Source organism: Arthrobacter sp. S2(2024), from assembly GCF_036662515.1.
GTDB lineage: Bacteria > Actinomycetota > Actinomycetes > Actinomycetales > Micrococcaceae > Arthrobacter.
Window position 1 is genome coordinate 121,233 of record NZ_JAYKZI010000001.1, and the last position, 20,467, is coordinate 141,699.

Consider the following 20,467-nt stretch of genomic DNA (forward strand, 5'->3'; position numbering starts at 1 on the left):
GCTATGGACGCGAATAGTATGGAACGAGTGTGGCATGGGGCCCACAGGAAAGCCCAAGAGAAGAACTGGTCATTGATCTTTGTTTGGGTAATTCTCGGTCTCATGTCGATTTCGGTGCTCATCGCAGCGGGTACCCAAATGATGCGATGACTAGGCCAATGGTACAAAAAAGCTCGGACCGGTTTTTCGGGTCCGAGCTTTTCTTTGCCTCGTGCGGTTTTCCAACCTTTATATAGTCAGCCGTGAAGGCCGCAGCACAGCTGCGGTGAACCATTCGGCCTTACCGCACGAATCCCGCGACGGCGGCAAGAATTGTCGCGGCGACGAGGGCGAGCAACAATCCCACAACCACGAATTCCGCCCGGCGGACCCTATGCTGGCTCTGGCGCCATTCGCGCCTGCTCTCCAAAGTAATCATGCTTCGAGGCTAAGTCCGGACCACGGGCCGAAATAGAGTGGAGGGTACTCGACCTCGGCCCACCCGCACTAAAGAGCCTGGGCCAACCCTTGGCCCGCCTCGGCCTGGCGCAGCGCGTCCTCCGCGGCAACCCACGCGAGCATGGCGCACTTCACCCGGGCAGGATACTTGGCAACGCCGGCCAGGGCGGCAGCGTCTTGGAGAAGTTCCTCATCCGCTTCCAGCTTGCCGCGCGAACGCATCAATTCGCGGAAGTGGTCGATCGTGTGGCGAAGAGACACCGGGGACATGCCCGGTGCCATTTCACTGAGTATGGACGCCGACGCCATCGAAATGGCACATCCGTCGCCGTCCCAATGGATTTCCGTGACGGCCTGTCCGTCACCGGCGGTGCCAAGACTCAGCCGGAGGGTGATTTCGTCCCCGCAAATGGGATTCAGCTGGTGGCTCTGGCCCGTGTAGCTCTGTTCCGTGCCGGGGGTGCCGGTTCCCGGGGCCGGAAGCTTGGCAAGGTCTCCGCCGCTGCGCGCCTTGGAATGCTCCAGGATCAACTGCTGGTAGAGCGAGTCCAGGCCGCTCATGATGTGGCTCCAGGAGCCGCTACCCCAAAGTACGGCCTGATCCGGGCAACCGCATCCACCAACAGATCGACTTCATCGGATGTGGTGTAGAGGTAGGTACTGGCCCGCGTGGACGCGCTCAGGCCCAGCCTGCGGTGCAACGGCTGGGCACAATGATGGCCCACCCGGACGGCGATGCCCAGCTCGTCGAGGTACTGCCCGACGTCGTGCGCGTGCACTCCGGCGACGTCGAACGCGGCAAGACCGGTCCGTTCTTCTCCCGGCCCGGGGCCCAGCACACGCACGCCGTCGATGGCGCTGAGGCCGGTGACAAGCCTTTGGCCGAGCTCCGCCTCACGTCGGGCGATCCGCTGCATTCCTGTTTCGCTGAGGTAGTTTGCTGCGGCAGCGAGGGCCACAGCCTGCGAAATAGGCTGGGTTCCAGCCTCGAAACGCTGGGGAGCAGGCAAGTATTGGGCTTCCTCCATGGTCACTGTGGTGATCATGGAACCGCCGGTCAGGAACGGTGGCATGGCATTGAGCAGTTCGCTGCGGCCATAGACCGCACCGATTCCCGTGGGCCCCAGCATTTTGTGGCCGGAGAACACGGCGAAATCCACGTCCAGCGCCTTGAAGTCCAAGGGGAGGTGCGGCGCGGACTGGCATGCGTCCAGGACCACCAAGGCGCCTACTTCCCGCGCCATTCCGACCAACACGCCAACGGGGTTGATATTGCCGAGGACGTTTGACGTGTGGGTGAAGGCCAGGATCCGGGTGCGCGGGGTGATGAGGCGTGCTGCCTCCTCGAGACGCAGCGCACCGGCGTCGTCGAGGGGAATGTACTTGAGGCTTGCCCCGGTCCGCCGGCACAGCTCCTGCCACGGAATCAGGTTGGCGTGGTGTTCCATTTCGGTGACAAGGACTTCGTCCCCCGGCTTGAGGGCGAAGCGTCCGGCTTCCCCGCCCGCACTGCCTACGCTGGCGTTCGAAAACGAATAGGCCAGGAGGTTCAGCCCGGCGGTGGCGTTGGCGGTCCAGATCAGCTCATCGTCCTCCACACCCACAAAACGTGCCACGGTGGAACGTGCGTCTTCGAAGGCGTCGGTTGCCTCTACCGCAAGGTGGTGCGCTCCGCGATGGACGGCAGCGTTCCGCTGTTCATAGAATTCCTGCTCAGCCTCAAGGACGCTCCGGGGATTCTGCGAGGTGGCCCCCGAATCGAGGTAGACCAGCGGTTTGCCGTTGATTTCCTGCCCAAGAACGGGGAAGTCGTTGCGGATGCGACGGACTTCATCGTCATCGAGTGCGGAAACCTGGGCATCTCCCCACGCGGGGGTGGAAACCATTGTCAAAACCGGTGCTCCTTGTCAGGACTACGTGGCAATCGCCAGCGGCGGACCGCCAGGACTGGCGGCGTCACCTTGTAATTGTCCCACCAATAGGAGCGTTGGCCCTACTCCTCCGGCTTCGCGAGCTCGTCCCACAGTTCGGAAAGCTTCTGCCTGCGGGACACTCCGAGCTTGCCGTAGACCCGCTGCAGGTGGGCGTTGACCGTGTTCACGGCGATACCCAGGCGGGCAGCCACCTCCGCGCTGCTCAAACCGGAGGCCACCAGGGCAGTCACTTCGCGTTCACGCTGGGAAAGCTTGACGACGCCGGGAAGGACGGAGGATCCGGCCTCCGGACTGGCCGGGTGGGGCTCGTCAAAAACGAAAGCCTCCTCCTGGTCCAACGCTTGCTGAGGTTCTCCGATGCCTACTTGCCCTGTTCCCATTTCCTGTCCTGCTTCCTGTCCCGACGGCATGCCGGACTCGACACTCCACACCAGCTCGGACACTCCGGCCCCCAGCTGCCGGTCTCCCCGGGTGCCGGTACGGGCCGCAAGGCCGAGATTCAACATTTCAAGCGCCCGGTGCCCCTTTTTGGCGGCAGACCCGGCGAGTTGGAGCAGCTTCCGGTGCGAGTGCTCAGCGCCAATCAGCACTGACCGGGCGGCGGACGAATAGCTTTCGGCGAGCTGCGAGGCCAGGTAGTTCCCTCCGCTGGCCCGCGAATCGTAGGCAGCCAGGGCGCGACGGACCTGGTTGACGTCCCCCAGCAACCACGCAGCCGCGGCAAGTCCGCCGAGCGCCGGCGGGAGGAGCCCGTCAGGATCGGCTTCATCCAGCCGGGCCTTGGCCTGGCGGAACTGTTCACATGCCAGTTCCAGGCTCCCCTGCCTGGCAAGTACGAGTGCCCTGTACAGATGCGCTGAGCCACCGAAATAGCTCATCCGGTTGCTGAAGCTGGAACTTCCGGCGCAGAACATTTCGGGCCCGCCCCATTGCCCGCGCCAGATCAGGTTGGACCCGTGGATGGTCAGCACAGTGGAGTGGAAGTCCACGGGGCAGCGCGGCAGCCGCCCCACCGCTTCGAGCGCCAGGGTCGAAAGTGCGACGGCGTCCGCGAACCGTCCGCTGACAGCCAGCCCTTGGGAGACGAGCGCCATCAACAGCACGCCGGCCTGGGTGGGCGGGGGTGGATGGCCCTCCGATCTCAATCCAGGATCGACCAATTGGCTATGGCAAAGCCTTTGGAACAGCTCGGTGTTGGCTGAAGGCCAGCTACCGTTTTGGGCGTCCAGATACAGCTGGAGGACGTCCAGTTCGTCCCGGACGGCGGACTCGCCAAGATGGGCTGGCTCGCCGGGCTGGATGCCGACGGCGGCAGCCACCAGCCGCCGTCGGGCATCCTGGAGGACCGCCTTCAGCACATTGGCTCCCGGCGATGTCGGCAGAAGCGCATGCAGCAGAAGCCACACAGCGTGGGCGAAGTCGAGCGTCAGGACGTCGGGGGTGTTCGCCACCAGACCCTTCAAGACCGTCACAGCCCCGGGAAAGTCCCTTGTCTGATAGAGCGCCCTCGCCAGTTCCACGCCGGCAACCAGTCCGAGTTCCGGCGCCCGCACCGCTTCCGCGGCCCGCCGGGCCCTCCGGTTGTCGTGAATGTCGTTCGCGGCGATGGCCACGGCCAAAAGATCGGCATCCGGCACCGGTAAACCGCTTGCCTGTTCTAGGTCCACGCGGCGGAACAGCGTCCACAGCGAATCATCGCCAACGGGTGAGGACGTCGCGTAGATGCTCCTCCGAAGTTCGAGGATCCGTTCAGGTCCCAAGTGCTGCCGGGCCAGCCTCGCTTCGATGGCATGGCTGAGCGTTGCCGTCTCCGGGCTGTCTTTCAGGACCCGGATGGTTCCGTCGGACCGCAGCGCGTCGATCGCCCGCTTTGGGCCGAGTTGTTCAAGGACGGCCAGCGGTATCGGCTCCCCCACCGCCAGAATGTCCACCACCTGCCGCTGTGGCACGGAATAGCCCTCAAGCCGGTGGCGGGTCAGCTCGAGCGCTTGCGAACCGTCCAAGCGGATTGGTCCGGACAACATCCAGGAATCGGCCTGTTCCACGATCTCGCCACGCGCTGCGGCTTCGTCCACCAACAATTTCGCGGTCTGCAGGTTTCCACCGGTGAGGGTATGGATGTCCCGGACCAGGCTGCGGGCTGCGCGCCCGCCGAGGCGATCATCAAGGAATTCGCGAAGCTGCTCCTGCGTGAGATCGTCCAGGGTCACCACCGACAGCTGCCGCGACACCACGGATTCCATGAGTTCCATTCTCAAGGGCCGGTCCGAGCGGTGGGTGGCAATCAGGCGGATGTCCGGTTCAACAAGCAGTTGGCTCAGGAGCCAAAGAGACATGTCATCCAGGAAATCTATGTTGTCCAGTACCAGCAGTGCGGCGGATCCGGAGGTCGCTGCGCCACGCACCGCTTTGCGGCAAGCCGCCACGATGGAACCCGGCCACACTTTGGCCCTCGCCGGCAGGTCCGGAACAAGGGCCATGGCGATTCCAAAGGGAATGTCCGCGAACGACTCCGAGACGTTGTGGGCGATCACGCTGAAGGAACCGCCCAGCACTGAAGCCGCTGCGTCCAAGAGGGTGGTCATTCCGGAGCCTCCCGGTCCCGAGATGACTATCCCGGCCGGTTCCGGCCCGGACAAGGCAATAACAATCTCCTGGAGCTCCGCGGCCCGAATAATCGGGGGCGGGGTGTGGGTCCCTTCGGTATCGTCCATGGTCCTGTCTCATCTTCGGGCCGCCGGACACACGTTCCTGACGGCTGTGGCACGGACCGGTGTCATTTCCAAACGTTACCTTCGGGTTTCAGTCCCTGGATTGAGTGGTAACTACTTGGTTTTCCGGGGCTACTTGCACGAAACATCCCCGCTCCACGGAGCCTCCGGGCGACGCACCACGACGCCGTTTCCACCCCGGTTTTCCCGCCGGATTTGCATCCTCTGTTACCGCTCTGTGATCTGACTGTGTAAGCTGGTGCCGCAAGAGTAAGTTCCGGCTGGCTACTTCTGGGGAGTTGAAGCGCAGCCGATTTCCGCAACAACTCTGTCGTGACACACCGTTTGGCCGTGTACGACGCTGCCGCACGTTCAGCTGCAGCTCGCCTTATCCATTGCCCAGGTCTCGTATGTCTATGTCCCCAACAGATATGTCACCCAAAATATGAAACACCTGTTCACAGCACTCATCGCCGTGGCTGTACTTGCCTTTGGTGGGTTCGCCACCATCTCAGCTGTCCAGTCATCACACAAATCCTCCTATCAGGCCGGCGACCGCGGTTCATATTCGCGGCCAAGCTCATCGCCTTCGCCTTCATCCGCGCAAACGCGCACCGCTACGCCGACGCCGACGCCCACGCCCAGCAATGTTCCGGCCGCGGCGCCGTCGAGCACGCCCGCTGCCGCCGCCCCCGCTCCGGCCGCAACAGCCGCCGGCGCACCCGCACCAACGGCAGCGCCCCTCCCCGTCACGGGAACCTACCCCCTCCACACCAACATCGTGAGCACCACGTTCTGGGTGGGCGAGATCTTCAATGCCAGCCTCTCGGACGGCTCCCAGGTCTGCTCCACCTACAACGGCCAGTGGGCCTTGCAGCACACGGGGGTCAACATGGGAACCACTCCGTCCAGCGCGAGCGGTTGTCCCGGCAGCACTTACGGCGGTTGCGACGGAGTCAGCTCCGGCACCGGCACGAGCTTCCAGTGCGCCACGGAACAGCGCGTAGCCAGCAATGGGTACTTCCCGCTGCACCAGCCCAAGCCTTTGCAGAACCCGTTCTACTTGGACCTGCCTTACGACGACGTCAATGACAGCGTCGCTTTCGCCGAGCGTTGCAATGTTATTCCGTGGGCCGCCGCGGACAACGCCAAAACGGGCATCAACCACTGTGCGGACTCAAGCTACAGCTACATGAAGAACGCATGGGTCCAGATCACCGGCCCCAATGGCGCCGTTTGCTACGGACAAGTTGAAGACGCCGGGCCCTCGAGCGGTTCGCTCTACCACGATTCGGCCTACGTCTTCGGCGCGAACAACGCGCGTCCGGCCAACAAGTCCTTCTCCGGCGACCCGAGCCAGGGTGCAGGCATGGATGTCTCCCCTGCATTGAACGGCTGCCTGGGCTTCGCTGAGCTGAACGGCGACAATGACCACGTATCGTGGCGTTTCGTTGACCGTGCCAGCGTGCCGGCCGGTCCGTGGCTCAACGTTGTCACCACTTCGGGAGTCACCAACTAATATCCCGGGACCCACGGGTCAGCAGGACATTACCCACTCCGGGAGTGTCGGACGCCCATGCCACCCAGCCGCAATGGCTGCCTGGCATGGGCGTCCGCGTGTCCGCCACCTTTCCAGGGCTGTCCCTAGCCGGTCCGCACCACGGACGGCCCCGGCGTCGCGATTTCCTGAGGTTGGCGTTGGATCCTCCGAACCGGGCTGACCCAAACTCCCGACGAACTCGCCGAGTACGCCTTGGGCAAGACCTGGAGGCAAATCACTGCGTCCAATATCCGCATCAACGGAAAGAAGGGCGCCATCAACAAAAAGCGCGGGTTGCGCATCGAAACTGCGGCAAGGACTGTCAAGAAGAGGTCCGGCAGGAAGACCCCAATGAGAACGTCCTGGGGCCGCAGGACGCCTGAAAGAAAGACAAAAACCTCTGAGCGATTGCCGAAAATCCACACCTCGATGGCAGCGAGGGACGATAGCAGGAATGCCGGCACCAGAAGGACGAAGAAAAGGCAGCTGGCTACGAGTTCAACAATGTACAGCCCCAGGACAAACCAAAATCTGCTGAATTGCAGGCCGTGCCGCCTGACGGTTTGCCAGAAACCAAGAATCCACCGCCGCACCTGCTTGATATAGTCCTTCAGGTTGTCCGGATCCTGGGTATACGCAACAGCCGCAGAGGGATGGAATGCGATCCTTCCCAGTTTCTTCGCATGGATTTCAAACGTCATGTTGAAGTCTTCGATCACCAGCCCCGGCGCCAGGACCTCTATTTTTGCGAGCGCACTGGTTCTGTACATGCTGGCGAACCCGGGCACGATGGAGACGACATTTGCCCCTTGCGCCGCTTGGCCGTATTTGAGGAGCAATTGGACCACGATGTACAAGCGCTCCCGGTATGCCACGAGGAAGCGGCCGATCGCCGTCGGAGGTGCCGGACTCATGATCGATTTGGCCCGTCCCGCGACGGCAACCACCGTCGGATCGTCAAACAGCGGCAACCCCGTTTCGAGGTAATCCGGCGTCGGGCGTGTGTCCGCGTCCAGGAGCATGACCACCTTGAACCGCTTGCACAGGTCGAAGTGGGCGATGCCCGCCGCGAGTGCGCCTGCCTTGCCACGGTTCGGTTCAAGGTCAAGGACCTTCACCCCCGCGGCCCGAGCAATAGCTGCGGTGTCATCAGTGGACATGTCCGAAACGACGTGGATGTTGCGGCGAGGTACCAAAGCGGACGCGGCGAGGATTGTCTCCCTGATGACCAGGGCCTCGTTGTGGGCGGCCACGAGGACCGCGACATTCGCCGGGTAGAGCCGCACCCCCTTCGCACGATGGCGGGCCCGCGGACGCCGAGGGATCGGTAACGTGCCGCCGCGCAGCAGCGCGATCCACCCCCGGATCCGGGAAGACAACCCCTTGACCCGCCACGATTCCTCACCCGCCAGGCGGACCAGCCCGGCAACCGACCAAAAGATCGTACTGACCCCCAGAACCAAGAAGATCGAAAGCAGAACTATCACGGCGACGGAGCTCCCACTGTGTCGTACATTTCGTAATCATCGGTAGCAAGCTGGCCATCACTGAAGAGGTTCAGTCCAAAGCTGATGGCCTCGGCTCCTGCCGGAACGGGCGGCGTATCCCAGATCGCCTGCTCGTAACTGGTGTTGGCCGCGAACCACGGACTGGCCGTCCAGTAGGTCCACGTGCCCAGCTTGTTGCGGTAATACACTTCGAATTGGGTCTTCGCGGTGGACTGGTACCACGCCCTGAGCGAATAGCTGTGGCCGGTACTCACGCTCGGAGCGCATGCTCCCAGATCGAGGACGGGAAGCAGTTTGGCATCACCGGACGAGTATTCGCTCACGTCCAGGCGTCGGGCCACCACGCCGGCGTGTCCAGGGTTCAAGGTGCTCAGGACCACGGCATTCTTGCCATAGGACGACACCTGCCAGCATTGCGGCAAGCCATACTTTCCAGCCGTTTCCAGCCCCGGATTCCGGAGGGCGTTCGTTCCTGGTGCAGCCGGCGCCGCGACGGGACCGTTCACTACGGGTTTCGCCACGCTGCCGATCACGTCGTGTACCGTGCGCACGGCCATGGTCCCTTGTTGGGTCCTGGCCGCCAGCCAAGTGGCGAACTGTTCGAACAACGCGGGGCTGATGGAGCGGGGGCTGCCGCTGTTGTCGACGTCGTAGAAGGTCAATTGCAACCAGCCCCCGGCCTTTTCGGCCTGCGCTACTGTCGCCTGAAGGTCGGCCAACGTCCACTTGCTGCCGACTTCCGATGTTGCCCGTGTCCGGAACAGGTCCGCCGGGCGGACGGTTTCCGCTGCAGCGCAGCCCGCGCAGTCGATGGGAGTGGTTATCTCGCCGAGGCCACGCGCGCTGTTGTAGCCACATCCAGCGACCTGCTCTTCCGACTTCGGCGTCGAAGCCGCAAACGGATAGGCAAAGGAGGTGACCTTGAAGCCCCAGTCCGTAAGGTTCACGCGATCGTTGCAGATCTGCCTCGATGCTTCGTCAGGCTCTACGGAAGTCACATCGGCAAGGGTGACCGTATGCCCGCCGATCTCATTCTGGTCCGCGGCCAGGGTGTGGAGATTGTCCGTTGTCATGTAGTCAGGCGCTCCAACAAAGCCCGAATCGATGAAAAACGTGCCCCGGAGGCCGTGGTCCTTCAAGATCCGGGCCGCCTCCATCTGGCTTGACCGGCCCGCATCAAACGTCAAGCTAACGGATGAGAGCGGGGCGGCAGACGGCGTGGGGCTGGTGGTTCCGGATCCGGATCCGGATCCGGAGGGAGCCTGGCTTCCGTTGATCAGCGATGTTGCGCCCGTCAACAGGAGCAGCACCGACACCCACGAGGCAGCCCAAAGACCTGCCCGCTTCCTCGACATGCGGATCGGTCCGGATGCGATGCCCTTCCCCCGCGGACTCATCGCCAACCCGCACTGCCGTGGTTCCTGAAGGGGCCGGTGGCGACTGGGGGAAGCCTCGGTCTCAAAGGCTTATTCACCACCGGCCCCCGCTCAGGGGCCCTCTCGATGAGGGCGCGCTGCCGTCCGGCAGCGCCGTCAATTGGCGCAGGGTCCATGGGAGGGACCGTGCCGGATCCCCCAAGAGCAGGTTCGAACTCCAGGCAAACGCCTTCTCGGTTTAATCCGCCGCGTCCTAATGCCGCTCGGACCAGAGCGTCCATTTCCATTGTGAGACCTGTCTTTCCCCCGTTGCCCTCAACCAACTGACACCATCAGCGTAAGAACCAGGGCGACGACGGACACGAGTACGCTCTACCCGTCTTTACACTCAACCTTGACGTCCGGACGGTGCCACTACTCGTGCGCTGCGCGCGCAACACCGGGCTCAAACGTCGGGGCGCGGGCAGGGGCGAATCCGATCCGTTCGTGGTCAAATGGTGCAATCAGGCAGTCGGAATTTAAGGATGGCGGAAGAGAGTGTCCAGGAACCGGGGAAGCGGCGCGTCCGTTTCGGCTGAGTCGGACGGCGCGCGGGACGTCCGTCGCTCGTCGTCCCCGGCCAAGGGACCTCGCCGCCAGCTGTCAGCTTTCGCCCGGGCCTGCATTGCCGCAATCCTTGTGGCGGTGGGGATGGGAGGCATCCTCGTGTGGCGTTTTACCACGGACGCAAACGGTTCCCTCGAGCCCCCGTGGTTTTCCGGCTACGTCGACGTGACTGTGGTCCCTCAATACGCTTTCGAGAAACCCGTGGGCGAGGGCACCAAGAATGTCACGCTGGCGTTCGTGGTGGCAATGGCTGGACAGCCCTGCACACCGAGTTGGGGTAGCACATACAGCCTCGATGCCGCGAAGACCTCGCTCAAGCTCGAAGAACGTATCGCCAAGCTTCGGTCAAACGGCGGCGCCTTCGCTGTGTCCTTCGGCGGCTCAGTCAACAGTGAGCTCGCCAACTCCTGCTCGAATGCAACAGATCTGGAAAGGGCCTATCGTGCGGTCCTGGAACGCTACAACCCCGGAACAATCGACTTTGACGTTGAGGGCGACAACCTGGCGGACAGCGCGGCCTGGCAGCGCCGCGCCGCAGCCGTCGCTGCCCTCCAGAAGGAGAGGATCAAGGAAGGGCACGCCCTCTCAATTTGGCTTACCCTCCCGGTCACCCCGCAAGGGCTGACCGACGCCGGAACCTCCGCCGTCGACCAGATGCTCGCCGCCGGCGTCGAACTCTCCGGGGTCAACATCATGACCATGAACTACGGTTCAAGCCGGAGCGAATCGCAAAGCATGCTCGATGCCGGAACCTCAGCGGCCCAGTCCACCAACGACCAGCTAAGCATCATCTACCAGCGTGCGGGAATCACCCTTAACAGCGAACAGATCTGGGGAAAGATGGGCCTGACACCTATGATCGGCCGGAACGACCTCCCGGGCGAGATATTCGACCTTGACGCGGCCCGCGGATTGAACTCATTCGCCATCAGCAAGGGGGTTCAACGGGTGTCCATGTGGTCCTTGAACCGGGACACGTCGTGCCCCCAGGACACCCCCGAGGATCCGGCCAGCCATGTGTGTAGCGGGATCGATCAAGGAACCCAACGCTTCTCCGATGTATTGAGCGCGGGATTCCACGCCAAACTGCCCTGACCCGCCGATCAACGATCCCGCCGATTGGCAGAGGATCATGCCTGGCCTGGACGGTCCGCCCTGTTCTGGTTCTTGGCTTCGGCCGGGCGGGCGAGGTGCCTTCCGTTACCGTGCCGAAACAGCTTCTTAAGCCACTGCATGGATACCTCCGGTTTTCTTGGGACTGTCACTACCGGATTGCCTGGACGGCTCCGGTTGCCGGTGCTACTTCACTTGGCTGACCGTGACGATGTTCAGCCACGGTCCAGCGGGAACCTGGTCCCGTGGCACGAACTGCCAGTCGACTTTGTCCGACTCGCCATCAAGATCGGAGAAACCAAGGCACCCGTTGAGCGCAGGCGAGACGTCCATTCCGGCACCGTTGAACTTTTTGTTGGCCGGACGGGCGTCATTGGAGCCGAAAACGTAGTCCTTGTCGTGATACTGGCCCGGACCCGCATCTTCAATCTGTCCGTAGCATTCCCGGTTGCCCATCCGGATCCTGACCCATTGGTTCTTCATGTAACTGAAGGAACGGTTCTGGGCATTGCCCGCGAAACCCGGATCGTTTGCCCACGGGATGACACTGGCCCGTTCCGCGAAGGCGGTGGGATCGTTGACGTCGTCGTAAGGAAGATCGAGGTAGAACGGGTTCTCCTTTGGAGTCATGCTGGTCGGTGCATAGCCTTTGGCCTGCGTTCTCGCCTCGGTCTTGCAGCCGTTCGTCACGACGCCGTCACAGCCTCCATAGCTCTGCATCCACTGGGAGTCGTAGGTCGACATCACTTGGCTCCCGTCTGCCGCTTTGGGATCAAAGATCTCGCCGACCCAAAAGGTGGTGGATACAATCCCGGTGTGCCAGGGATACCGGCCGGCTGATTGCGTCGGACTCGGGCTCGGGCTCGGTCCACCGCACGCTGCCGTCAGCAAGGTCAGGACCGCAAGCACAGCCGCTCCACCCCGGCCGTGACGCTTGGATCCGGATGCTGGGCGATTCACATCGTGCTCCTGGAAAAGGGTTCGTCGGATCTTTCCTTGGACAAGGGCGGGCGACCGGTCAGCGTGTACTCCACTCACCCAGCCGCCCGTCCTTACGCTGTAGGCTATGCCGTCCCTTCGTTCACGACGCGAGGGTAATCTTCCAACCTGCCGGATCCAGGACTTTTGCGGGTTTGTAGTCGGCCGCGACGTTGAGGATGATCTCATCCAAGGTGGTCTTCGGCTCGAAGCCAACAAGCCCGAAGGACTTGCTGTTGTCCGGAACCCGCCGGCGCATGTCCTCGTAGCCCTCTGAGTAGGCCTGCTCATAAGGCACCAGAGTGATCGCGCTGCCGCTCCCAAGGAGTTCGACAATCCTCTCGGCCAACGTCAGGATGGAAATCTCGTAGCTGCCGCCGAGGTTGTACGCATTTCCGTAGGCAAGCGGTTCCTCGGAAATGCGGACGATGGCCGGAACGATGTCGCCGACGTAGGAGAAGCACCTGGTTTGATGGCCGTCTCCGTAAACCGTCAGGGGTTCACCGACGAGCGCCTGCCGCACAAGCCGCGGAACAACCATTCCATAGCGGCCTGTCTGCCGCGGACCGACCGTGTTGAAGAGCCGCACGATGGCAACCGGCAACCCGAATTGGCGCCAGTATGCGTGGGCAAATGCCTCGTCAATACCCTTGGCGGCTGCGTAGGTCCACCGGGACTTGAGCGCGGATCCCAGGATGCGGTCCGCTTCCTCCGAGAGGCTGTCCGAGGTGTTCTTCCCGTATATCTCGCTTGTGGATGCCAGCAACAGCGAGGCACCTGATTCGAGGACCGAGTCCAGGACCACTTCGGTGCCATGGATATTCGTGCGGAGGCTCTCCAACGGGTGGTCGACGATCAAATTCACGCCAACCGCGGCGGCCAGGTGGAAGACCCTGTCGGCACCCGCCACCACCTTGTCCACTGCGTCACGGTCGAGAATGGTGCCCTCGACGAAGTGGAAGTTCCTGTGGCCTATGACGCCTTTGAGGTTCTCCAGGCGTCCGGTCGACAAGTTGTCCAGCACGGCGACTTCGTCCCCGGCCGCCAACAAGTACTCAACAAGATGGCTTCCTATGAACCCGGCACCGCCGGTTATTGCTGTTTTCATTACTCCTGCTTCCGTCGAAAACCTGGTGGATCTAGAGCCGGGTCACGTTGCCGGCCTTGGGCAAGCGGTATGTCGTGTCCAGGACTGCCGGGGCTCCGGCCAGCCAGTCAAGTTCCATCTGGCTGTGCCTCGTGTGCAGGATCACCAGGTCCGCACCCCAGTCAGCAGGCGATTGCTCGGATTGAAGGGTCCCGCCATGGCCGTCGGGAGCCGTCTGGCACCAAGGATCCGAGAATGCCACTTCCGCTCCGTCGGCGATCAAGGCGGCAATGATTTCCAACGCCGGGGATTCCCGGAGATCTTCGACGTCGGGCTTGTACGCAACCCCGAGGACCATAACGCGTGCACCGGAAACACCGTGGTTGCGGTCAGACAGGATACGCCTGGCCTTCTCCACCACCTGGTGCGGCCTGCCCGCAATCCCGGCCATCGCTTGCTCGATCACCGGGGCTGTCAAGCGGGCCTTGCGCAATTGCCACAGCAAGTAGTGGGGGTCGCACGGTATGCAGTGTCCGCCGACTCCGGGACCGGGTGTGAACGCCATGAATCCATACGGCTTGGTGGACGCCGCATCGATGACGTCCATGACTTCCATGTTGAGTTCGTGGCAGATATCGGCGAATTCGTTAGCCAGGGCGATATTGACGGCCCTGAACGTGTTCTCCACAAGCTTGGTCATCTCGGCGACATCCGCCGACGGCACCACGTGAACCAACTTGGTGCTGGCGCTCAGGAGCCGTTCGGCAACTTCGCCGCACGCCGGGGTCACGCCGCCGACTACCCGGGGGACGTCTTCGTGGGAGAACGAATCCACGCCGGGGTTGATGCGCTCGGGCGAGAAGGCCACGAACACGTCATGGCCCGGGATAAGTCCCCGCGCTGCCAAGGGCAAAGCCAGGAGGTCGCGCGTGGATCCGACGTACGTTGTGGAGGTCAGCATCAGCAACTGGCCAGTGGTGGCGAAATCGACCACCGAGGCACAGGCCGCCCGGAGAATGGAGAGGTCCGGAACCAGGTACTCGTCCACGGGAGTGGGAACGCACACAACCACTGCCGCCGCGCGGGCAAGCAATGACAAATCGCTGCTCAGCATGAAGGTCGGGTCCAGCAGCGCGTTGCTCAGCCGTTCCCGGTCGGAGTCCAGAAGATCTGCCCGTTGCTCCCGGATCACGGCCAGGCGGGCGTCGGACACGTCAAGGCCGAGGACACGCCGACCGGAAGCGTTGATGGCGAGCGCCGTGGGCAGGCCCACATAGCCCATGCCCACGATCGCCACGTCGAAAGTAAACGCCTGATCTTGCGTGGTTGTCCGTGTTCCCGCGCCCTCCGGCCAAGCTGGTGCCTGCGTGTGCAAGGACTGCGAGCTCCCGTTGGGCTCTGCCTTGAGGGTCTTTACCTTCGTGTTCGGTGCCATGGTCAGTCGACCTCCCGGTGCCTGTTGTCTCCAGTGTGAAAGAAAGCCGGCGGCGGAACGGGACGTGCCCTGGTCTCAGAGGGCACATGACCGCCCGCCGCCGGCTCGATTGTGGGGGTGCCCGCGGAATGCGGGAAACCGGTCGCATTGGAGTTGACTTCTCGCTGGATCACCGGGTGGTTTTCCTGTAGCAAAGAATTCTTCCTGCGTTTCATCTCGAGACCCACTTATCCCCAAATGAGTGGCGGTTGCCATCAGGAAAAGCGTATTAACGAACCCCCAAGGCGGGCGCGAGTGGGCTCTACCCGTCTTTGGATGCGCGGTCCCTCCCGCGGCGATTGACTACCCGTCCGAGCGCTTTTAACCACTCGATTCAGTACTCGCTTTTAGGCCTTTCGCCCTTTGCGTGCCGTCTGTTCAAGCGCACGACGGCGGAACGCGGCTTCGGGGAAGCGGTCACCCGATCCCAGTGGTGAACCCAGTCGCGCCTGCGGCTAGCCCAGTCCCTGCGTGCCGTGGGCACCGTTCATCAAGTCTTCGCGGTGGCTGATGCCAAGCTTGGCGAACATTCGGTACAAGTGGCCTTCAACCGTGCGCAATGACAGGCCCAAGCTCAGCGCAATGTCCTTGTTGCTCGACCCCGACTGCACGAGCGTCGCGATTTCCTGTTCGCGCCGGGTCAGCTTCTGGAGATCCGGGGAGGCCCCTTCAACGGCCGGGCCGGCCTTGTCGAGAGCGGCGGTGCGACGCTTGAGGAGTCGCTGTCCTTCGAGCTGGCGCGCCTTGTCCCCCCTGCTTTCCAGGATCCGTAGGGCGTGGCCGGCGCAGTCAGCGGCGGCAAGCTCCAGTCCGTCCTTGGCTGCCGAATCACTCAGCTCAATGAGGCGATCCGCGTCCTTGTGCGCGAGGGCAAGCCCGACGCTCAAGGCGAACTCCGCAGTGCGGCCTTCGCTGCCCTGGGCTACCGCTACCAGCCGACGCGCCACACTGGGGTCTCCCAGCCTCAGGACCAACATCAGGATGTCGATCTCGGCGCCGATAGCCCCGTCCGCGGCCGCGGAATCCGCAAGGGACATGAGTCTCGAGATCGCCGTTTGCGTTCCGGTGTGCTCGGCTCGCGCAACTGCCGCATGACCTTGTGCCAGCAGCGACGGATGCACGCCTTCCCGGACCAATGTGTCGTATTCGTTCGAGTACGTCATCGCGGTTTCCCGGCGTTTCAGGATCGACGCCGCGTAGGCGGCGGCAGCAACGGCGTCGGGCAAGTCGCTCCCCATGTCGGAGACGCGCAGCATGCTGACAGCCTGGCGAAGCCGGGGCAGGGCCACTCCCAGGTCTCCCCGGCGCAGGTCCACCATTCCGGCAGCCAGGTGGAGCATCCCGCCCGAATAGATCAGGGAGTTCGGTGCTTGGGAAACATGGTTCTTGAGGAACGCTTCAAGAACGCCGAATTCGCCTGCCTGCTGCAAAGCCAGGATGTAGCGGCGCATCACCATTCCTGCGTACTGGAGGCTCCAGTCGCCGCTCGCGGCGACCATTTCCTGTATCTCCATCAGAATCTGGATGGCGGACACCGGCCGTCCCGTGACCGCCATGGCCTCTGCGAGGAGGGTGCCCGCCACGAGGCGGGACTCGTCGTCGTCCGCTTCTTTCCAGATCTGGCGGAGTTCCCGCTCTGTCTCGACGTAGTGGCCTTCGGTTTGGAGGCCTTCCAGCGAAAGGAGCCTGCTTCCCAGTTTCCCGCGTTCCAGCTCATCGGGGTCGATGCCCTGACGGGATTCGGCAAGCCTGGCCAAGGCTGCCTCCCATTCGTACGCAGCCTGTTTGATGGCGTTCGGCCCGACGCCTTGCCGCCCGGCGAGCTGGGCCGCCAACATCGATGCCTGCCGGACCGTCCGCGGATCATTGGTCCGATCCACGACCCCCGCAAGCGAGGACACCGATCCCCTGATGTCGCCCCGGTACCATTTGGCCCGCGCAACCTCTACTTGGGCGGCAAGCCTCAGGGACGGATCCTTGATCGCGCCGGTAACCCGCTCCACGTAGCTGGGGATGAACAACCGGTTTGCCAGCTGGGCCGCCTCCAGGATGTCGGAGTCCGGAACCTCGGTGCCCGATTCCAATCCCCAGGAGACGTAGCGCAGCAGCCCGTCCATGGTCTGCGGCTTGGACTCCATGAGGTTCACGATGCGCCGCCGGATGGTCATGCTGTGGGCGGTCGGGACCAGCTGGCGGATGACTTCGCCAACCAGCGGCTGGGCCAGCCGGACATGCCGCTCGGGGTCGGACGCAATCTCGATGAAGTGCAGTTCCTGCAGTTCGTCCACGGCGCTGGAGTCGCCGGCCCGTTGCACGACGTTCAGCGGGACAGGCTCGGCGAGGGCCACCGTCTCCAGGGTGTCGCGCTGCGCGGCGCCCAGCATCAGGATCTGGTTCCGGACAAGGTCCATCAAACGCACGCTGGTTCCCCGAAGCTCACCCGAAAGCATCCAGGCGTCGTTGCGGCAGACCAGTTGGCCCAACGACTTGGCGTGTTCGATGAGTTCCAGCAGGAACATCGGGTTTCCACCCGAGTACTTGCAAAGGACGGCGCTGGTGCCCTGGACGACGGGCGCATCCAAGGCCTGGGCGCAAAGTTGGTTGACTTCCTGCTCGTTGAGCGGCTGCAAGTCGAATCGGTCCACGAGTCCCTCGGACCACATCGAGAAGACCTCTGCGGGCGGCGCCGGATACGGACGGCAAAGGAACACGACCTTGGCGGCTTCCGCGGCTGCCAACTGGGCCAGGACAGCCACACTGCTGTCATCGATGTGATGTGCGTCCTCCACGATCAGGACCGCCGGTGCCGGATGTGGCTGGCCTGCCGGGTTCAACGCCGCGACCACGGCCCTCAGGACCGACAATGGCTCGTTGATCTGGCTCGGGGTCAAGGCCGTCAAAAGGGGCGCCAAGGCAGCGAACGGTACCGAGGCCAGGGTTGGACCGGCAAAGACCCTGAAGGGGCGGACACGTTGCCCTAATTCATAGACCACTTCGTTAATCAGTGCCGTCTTGCCGATGCCCGCGTCACCGAAAAGCAGGACTCCGGGCCCATTGGCGTCGAGAAGGCAGTCGACGACGGCGGCCATCACGTTGAATCGTCCGACAAGCGCATCGGCCGCAACCACTTCAGTCATTTCGCACCACCTTCGACGTTGCCAAGCGCGAAGCTCAGCTCAGAGCGTTCAACGATTTTCAGCTTGCCGAAGATCTGGTAGAGATGCCCTTCCACCGTGCGAACTGAAACATGGAGCTTCGCGGCGATACCCTTGTTGCTCTCCCGGTTCGCCGCCAGCTTGGCGATCTCCATCTCGCGAGCGGTCAGCTTCAATCCCTCTTGGTTTCCGCTTTGCGGGGTGCGCAGGCGCTGCCGGCACGTTTCCGCGAGCTGCCGCGCCTTCCTGAGGGCCGTCTTGTCCAACTGAACCTGGTCCAGCTGCAACACCGTCTCCGCGATATCGAAGGCGAACCTGTCGTTCTGCATGTCTTCGGCCAACCGCGCAGCCTCAAGAAGAAGCTCTGCGCTTCCGGACATCGTCGCCCGTGCGTACGCAACGCACAGTTCCGCGAATCGTCCCTGGCAGCGGAGTGCCGAGTCCAACAGCCGTGGAGCGGCTGCCACCGCGCCAAGCCGAACGGCTGAACTGAGGCAAAAGATCTCGTGACCGGGGGCGCCCTCGTCCCGGTCGGCGTCGGCCAAGCGGAGGAGCTCCTCGACGGCGGCATCCGGGCCGTCGACCCGATCGCGGGCCAACGCCGCGAGGTACCTCTTCGTCCGTTCCTTCCGCCACGTCGGCCGGCGCAGCTGGGTGGAGGCTTCCTTCAGGTAGCGCAGGGCCTGCTCCTGCTCGCCCTGCAAAGCCGAGGCGTAGGCCGCCGCAGTGCAGGCGACATCCAACATGCCTTCGTTGTCCTGGACGCGCAATTGGCTTATGACCGGAATGAGCGCGTCCAAACCGTCCTGGCCCCGTCCCTGGAGGCACCGGAAGATCGCTTTGGGAAGATCGATCGCTGTGGGCAGTGCCTCGGCGACGGAAACCAAGAGGTCGTCGCCGGGTTGGACCATTTCCGCCTCTTTATCCCACCGTCCTGCAAGTACGAAGGCGAACCGTAGCCGCGATGTGGCGCGTCGGGCCGCCGCGACCGAAACAGCAGGATCATGGCAGTCAGCCGTCAGCTGTTCCGCCATGTCCGCCGCCTCGGATTGCCGTCCCGTCAGGGCCCACGCCTCGCACAGCCAGCTTCCGGCAAGGAGGCGGAACTCGGTGCCGTGCGATTCAAAGTCTTGAAGAACTTCTTCCAGTCTTGCCGCCATCTCAGCGTAGGAACCCGAATAGCTGGCTGCCTGCGATTCGGCAAGGACAAGTTCCTCCCGAAGTGTTGCGATGTCCTGCCCTTCGCCGGTTTCGGCTTCGAGCCGCTGCCTAACGCGGGCCAGCGTTTCGCAGGCTTGCGCCGTGGTTTCGGGAAGGGCCAGAAGGACTGCGGCCTCGGCCAGCTTGAGCCGGACCCATTCGGCCAGGGTGGCTTCATCCCCGGGTTCATCCAAGTGAAGACCCAGCAGCTCCCGGGCCGCAGCGACGTCACCCAGTGTCATCATCGCGCGGGCTTCCTCGGCTACTGCCCCGGGCACCGTGGAGTGGCCCGGAATGGACCGGACCAAGCGCAGGGCCAGCCGCGCATCAAGGTGCCGGTTCGCCATCGCGGCAGCTTCAAGCGCTTCTTCCCTTCCCAGCTTGGCTCCGCAGTCCAATGCCCAAGCGGCCATGGATAGCAACATCGAGCGTTGGCCAAGGGCCGGATCCATCGATTTAAGGAGCAGGCCCCGGAGTTCGTTGCTGCGGCCAGGGGGTACGTTCGCCCGGACCACGTCACCGACCAGCTGGCTTTGGAGCCGGGCCATCCTGGGCAACGAGTCGTCGACGACGAGGACGCCCCTTTTCTCAAGGGAGTCCACATCGTCCGCCGAGGCGAGTGCCAGCAGGGATTCCAGGGGCACGGCCCTGGCCAGTGAAAGGATCTCCAGGACTTTGCGCTCACCGTCGCCCATTCGCCCAAGCCGCGTGGTGATCAGATCGGTGATTGCCCTGCCATGCTGTTCGCTCCGGGACGTCAAGACCCAGACGCCGTCGCTTTTCAGGAGCGAACCCGATTCGGCGAGCTCCGCTGCGAGCATCTTGAGGTAGTGCGGGTTGCCCCCGCTGGCCGTCCACAGGGCATGGGCGCCGGACGGGGAGACCTGTGCTCCGAGCCCGGCTTCGAGCCAGGCGTGCGATTCCTGGAAAGTCAGGGGCTTGAGGTCGATCCGGTGCAGGAAGCCATCCCCGCACAGCCGCGTGATCTCGCCGCAGAGCCGCTGCGGGTCGGTGCAGGTGAGGACAAGTTGCGCTGTGCCGTTCCTCGCAAGTTGGGCCACTGTCATGGCCGCCAACTCATCAAGCTCGGTCGCGTTTTCTATGACCAGGTACACCGGCTTTCCCTCGGAGCGCTCACGGAGCAAATTGGTGAGTGCCGACAACACCAGGACTGGATGTGCCAGGTATCCCGGGTCAAGATCGCTCAGAAGGATATTGAGGGCGCCGTACGGTGATCTCGCCAACGCCGCGCTGCCGCGGATGACGACGACGAATGAGCGCCCGCGTAGTTCGTTCACCGCGCGAGTAGTCAAGTAGCTCTTGCCGCTCCCCGACGGCCCAGTAACA

At 63.3% G+C, this 20,467-nt stretch carries 15 protein-coding genes; 3 read left to right on the forward strand and 12 right to left on the reverse strand.

Annotated elements, in window-relative coordinates; genetic code table 11:
* Positions 1 to 280 precede the first annotated feature (280 nt).
* The 5 genes from VLA65_RS00510 to VLA65_RS00530 all read right to left on the reverse strand — a co-directional run bounded on the left by VLA65_RS00510 (position 281) and on the right by VLA65_RS00530 (position 5,836).
* Entirely contained in the window at positions 281 to 418 is a 138-nt protein-coding gene (locus VLA65_RS00510; protein ID WP_172465507.1) for a hypothetical protein, read from the reverse strand.
* A 68-nt stretch (positions 419 to 486) separates the two neighbouring features.
* Entirely contained in the window at positions 487 to 999 is a 513-nt protein-coding gene (gene sufU / locus VLA65_RS00515; RefSeq protein WP_059387921.1) for a Fe-S cluster assembly sulfur transfer protein SufU, read from the reverse strand.
* On the reverse strand, positions 996 to 2,330 hold the full coding sequence (locus tag VLA65_RS00520) for an aminotransferase class V-fold PLP-dependent enzyme (protein WP_332601506.1): 1,335 nt from the start codon (positions 2,328 to 2,330) through the stop codon (positions 996 to 998). Before VLA65_RS00520 ends, sufU begins: the two co-directional genes overlap by 4 nt.
* A gap of 101 nt (positions 2,331 to 2,431) precedes the next feature.
* Positions 2,432 to 5,086, reverse strand: a complete 2,655-nt coding sequence (locus VLA65_RS00525) for a helix-turn-helix transcriptional regulator (protein ID WP_332601507.1) — start codon at positions 5,084 to 5,086, stop codon at positions 2,432 to 2,434.
* Positions 5,087 to 5,626: 540 nt separating this feature from the next.
* A complete protein-coding gene (locus VLA65_RS00530) occupies positions 5,627 to 5,836 on the reverse strand; it encodes a hypothetical protein (protein ID WP_332601508.1) in 210 nt (69 codons plus the stop codon).
* Between the two features lie 28 nt (positions 5,837 to 5,864).
* Between VLA65_RS00530 and VLA65_RS00535 the strand changes: the two genes are divergently transcribed.
* Positions 5,865 to 6,602: a hypothetical protein gene (locus VLA65_RS00535; RefSeq protein ID WP_307052629.1), complete on the forward strand. Its 738-nt coding sequence runs from the start codon at positions 5,865 to 5,867 to the stop codon at positions 6,600 to 6,602.
* A 125-nt stretch (positions 6,603 to 6,727) separates the two neighbouring features.
* Here VLA65_RS00535 and VLA65_RS00540 read toward each other — a convergent pair whose 3' ends face one another.
* Positions 6,728 to 8,110 carry a glycosyltransferase family 2 protein gene (locus VLA65_RS00540; RefSeq protein ID WP_332601509.1) on the reverse strand — a complete coding sequence of 461 codons (1,383 nt, stop codon included), beginning with the start codon at positions 8,108 to 8,110 and terminating at the stop codon, positions 6,728 to 6,730.
* Positions 8,107 to 9,288, reverse strand: coding sequence for a polysaccharide deacetylase family protein (locus tag VLA65_RS00545; RefSeq protein WP_332601832.1), 1,182 nt, complete (start codon positions 9,286 to 9,288; stop codon positions 8,107 to 8,109). The genes VLA65_RS00540 and VLA65_RS00545 overlap by 4 nt, the downstream gene beginning before the upstream one ends.
* Between VLA65_RS00545 and VLA65_RS00550 the strand changes: the two genes are divergently transcribed.
* Both VLA65_RS00550 and VLA65_RS00555 read left to right on the forward strand, forming a co-directional pair.
* Positions 9,236 to 9,556, forward strand: coding sequence for a hypothetical protein (locus VLA65_RS00550; RefSeq protein WP_332601846.1), 321 nt, complete (start codon positions 9,236 to 9,238; stop codon positions 9,554 to 9,556). The two genes, VLA65_RS00545 and VLA65_RS00550, sit on opposite strands and share 53 nt — an antisense overlap.
* 488 nt (positions 9,557 to 10,044) lie before the next feature.
* The gene (locus VLA65_RS00555; RefSeq protein ID WP_332601510.1) at positions 10,045 to 11,208 is read left to right on the forward strand and encodes a chitinase; all 1,164 of its coding nucleotides are present in this window, start codon (positions 10,045 to 10,047) and stop codon (positions 11,206 to 11,208) included.
* 204 nt (positions 11,209 to 11,412) lie between these two features.
* Here VLA65_RS00555 and VLA65_RS00560 read toward each other — a convergent pair whose 3' ends face one another.
* From VLA65_RS00560 to VLA65_RS00580, 5 genes are all read right to left on the reverse strand, one after another.
* The gene (locus VLA65_RS00560; RefSeq protein WP_059387926.1) at positions 11,413 to 12,186 is read right to left on the reverse strand and encodes a hypothetical protein; all 774 of its coding nucleotides are present in this window, start codon (positions 12,184 to 12,186) and stop codon (positions 11,413 to 11,415) included.
* A 121-nt stretch (positions 12,187 to 12,307) separates the two neighbouring features.
* Complete coding sequence (locus VLA65_RS00565) at positions 12,308 to 13,312, reverse strand: dTDP-glucose 4,6-dehydratase (RefSeq protein ID WP_059387927.1); 1,005 nt, start codon at positions 13,310 to 13,312, stop codon at positions 12,308 to 12,310.
* Positions 13,313 to 13,343: 31 nt separating this feature from the next.
* A complete protein-coding gene (locus VLA65_RS00570) occupies positions 13,344 to 14,726 on the reverse strand; it encodes a nucleotide sugar dehydrogenase (protein ID WP_284989824.1) in 1,383 nt (460 codons plus the stop codon).
* A gap of 494 nt (positions 14,727 to 15,220) precedes the next feature.
* Positions 15,221 to 17,902 (reverse strand): helix-turn-helix transcriptional regulator, encoded by a 2,682-nt coding sequence (locus VLA65_RS00575; protein WP_332601511.1) that lies wholly within the window; start codon positions 17,900 to 17,902, stop codon positions 15,221 to 15,223.
* Positions 17,899 to 20,433, reverse strand: a complete 2,535-nt coding sequence (locus VLA65_RS00580; RefSeq protein WP_332601512.1) for a helix-turn-helix transcriptional regulator — start codon at positions 20,431 to 20,433, stop codon at positions 17,899 to 17,901. The genes VLA65_RS00575 and VLA65_RS00580 overlap by 4 nt, the downstream gene beginning before the upstream one ends.
* Positions 20,434 to 20,467: the final 34 nt, after the last annotated feature.

Bases quoted from the DNA above. Each gene is read 5' to 3' on its own strand.
- VLA65_RS00565 (WP_059387927.1), bottom strand. From the start codon at position 13,312: ATGAAAACAGCAATAACCGGCGGTGCCGGGTTCATAGGAAGCCATCTT.
- VLA65_RS00575 (WP_332601511.1), bottom strand. From the start codon at position 17,902: ATGACTGAAGTGGTTGCGGCCGATGCGCTTGTCGGACGATTCAACGTG.
- sufU (WP_059387921.1), bottom strand. From the start codon at position 999: ATGAGCGGCCTGGACTCGCTCTACCAGCAGTTGATCCTGGAGCATTCC.
- VLA65_RS00550 (WP_332601846.1), top strand. From the start codon at position 9,236: ATGAAAAACGTGCCCCGGAGGCCGTGGTCCTTCAAGATCCGGGCCGCC.
- VLA65_RS00545 (WP_332601832.1), bottom strand. From the start codon at position 9,288: ATGGAGGCGGCCCGGATCTTGAAGGACCACGGCCTCCGGGGCACGTTT.
- VLA65_RS00525 (WP_332601507.1), bottom strand. From the start codon at position 5,086: ATGGACGATACCGAAGGGACCCACACCCCGCCCCCGATTATTCGGGCC.
- VLA65_RS00510 (WP_172465507.1), bottom strand. From the start codon at position 418: ATGATTACTTTGGAGAGCAGGCGCGAATGGCGCCAGAGCCAGCATAGG.
- VLA65_RS00570 (WP_284989824.1), bottom strand. From the start codon at position 14,726: ATGGCACCGAACACGAAGGTAAAGACCCTCAAGGCAGAGCCCAACGGG.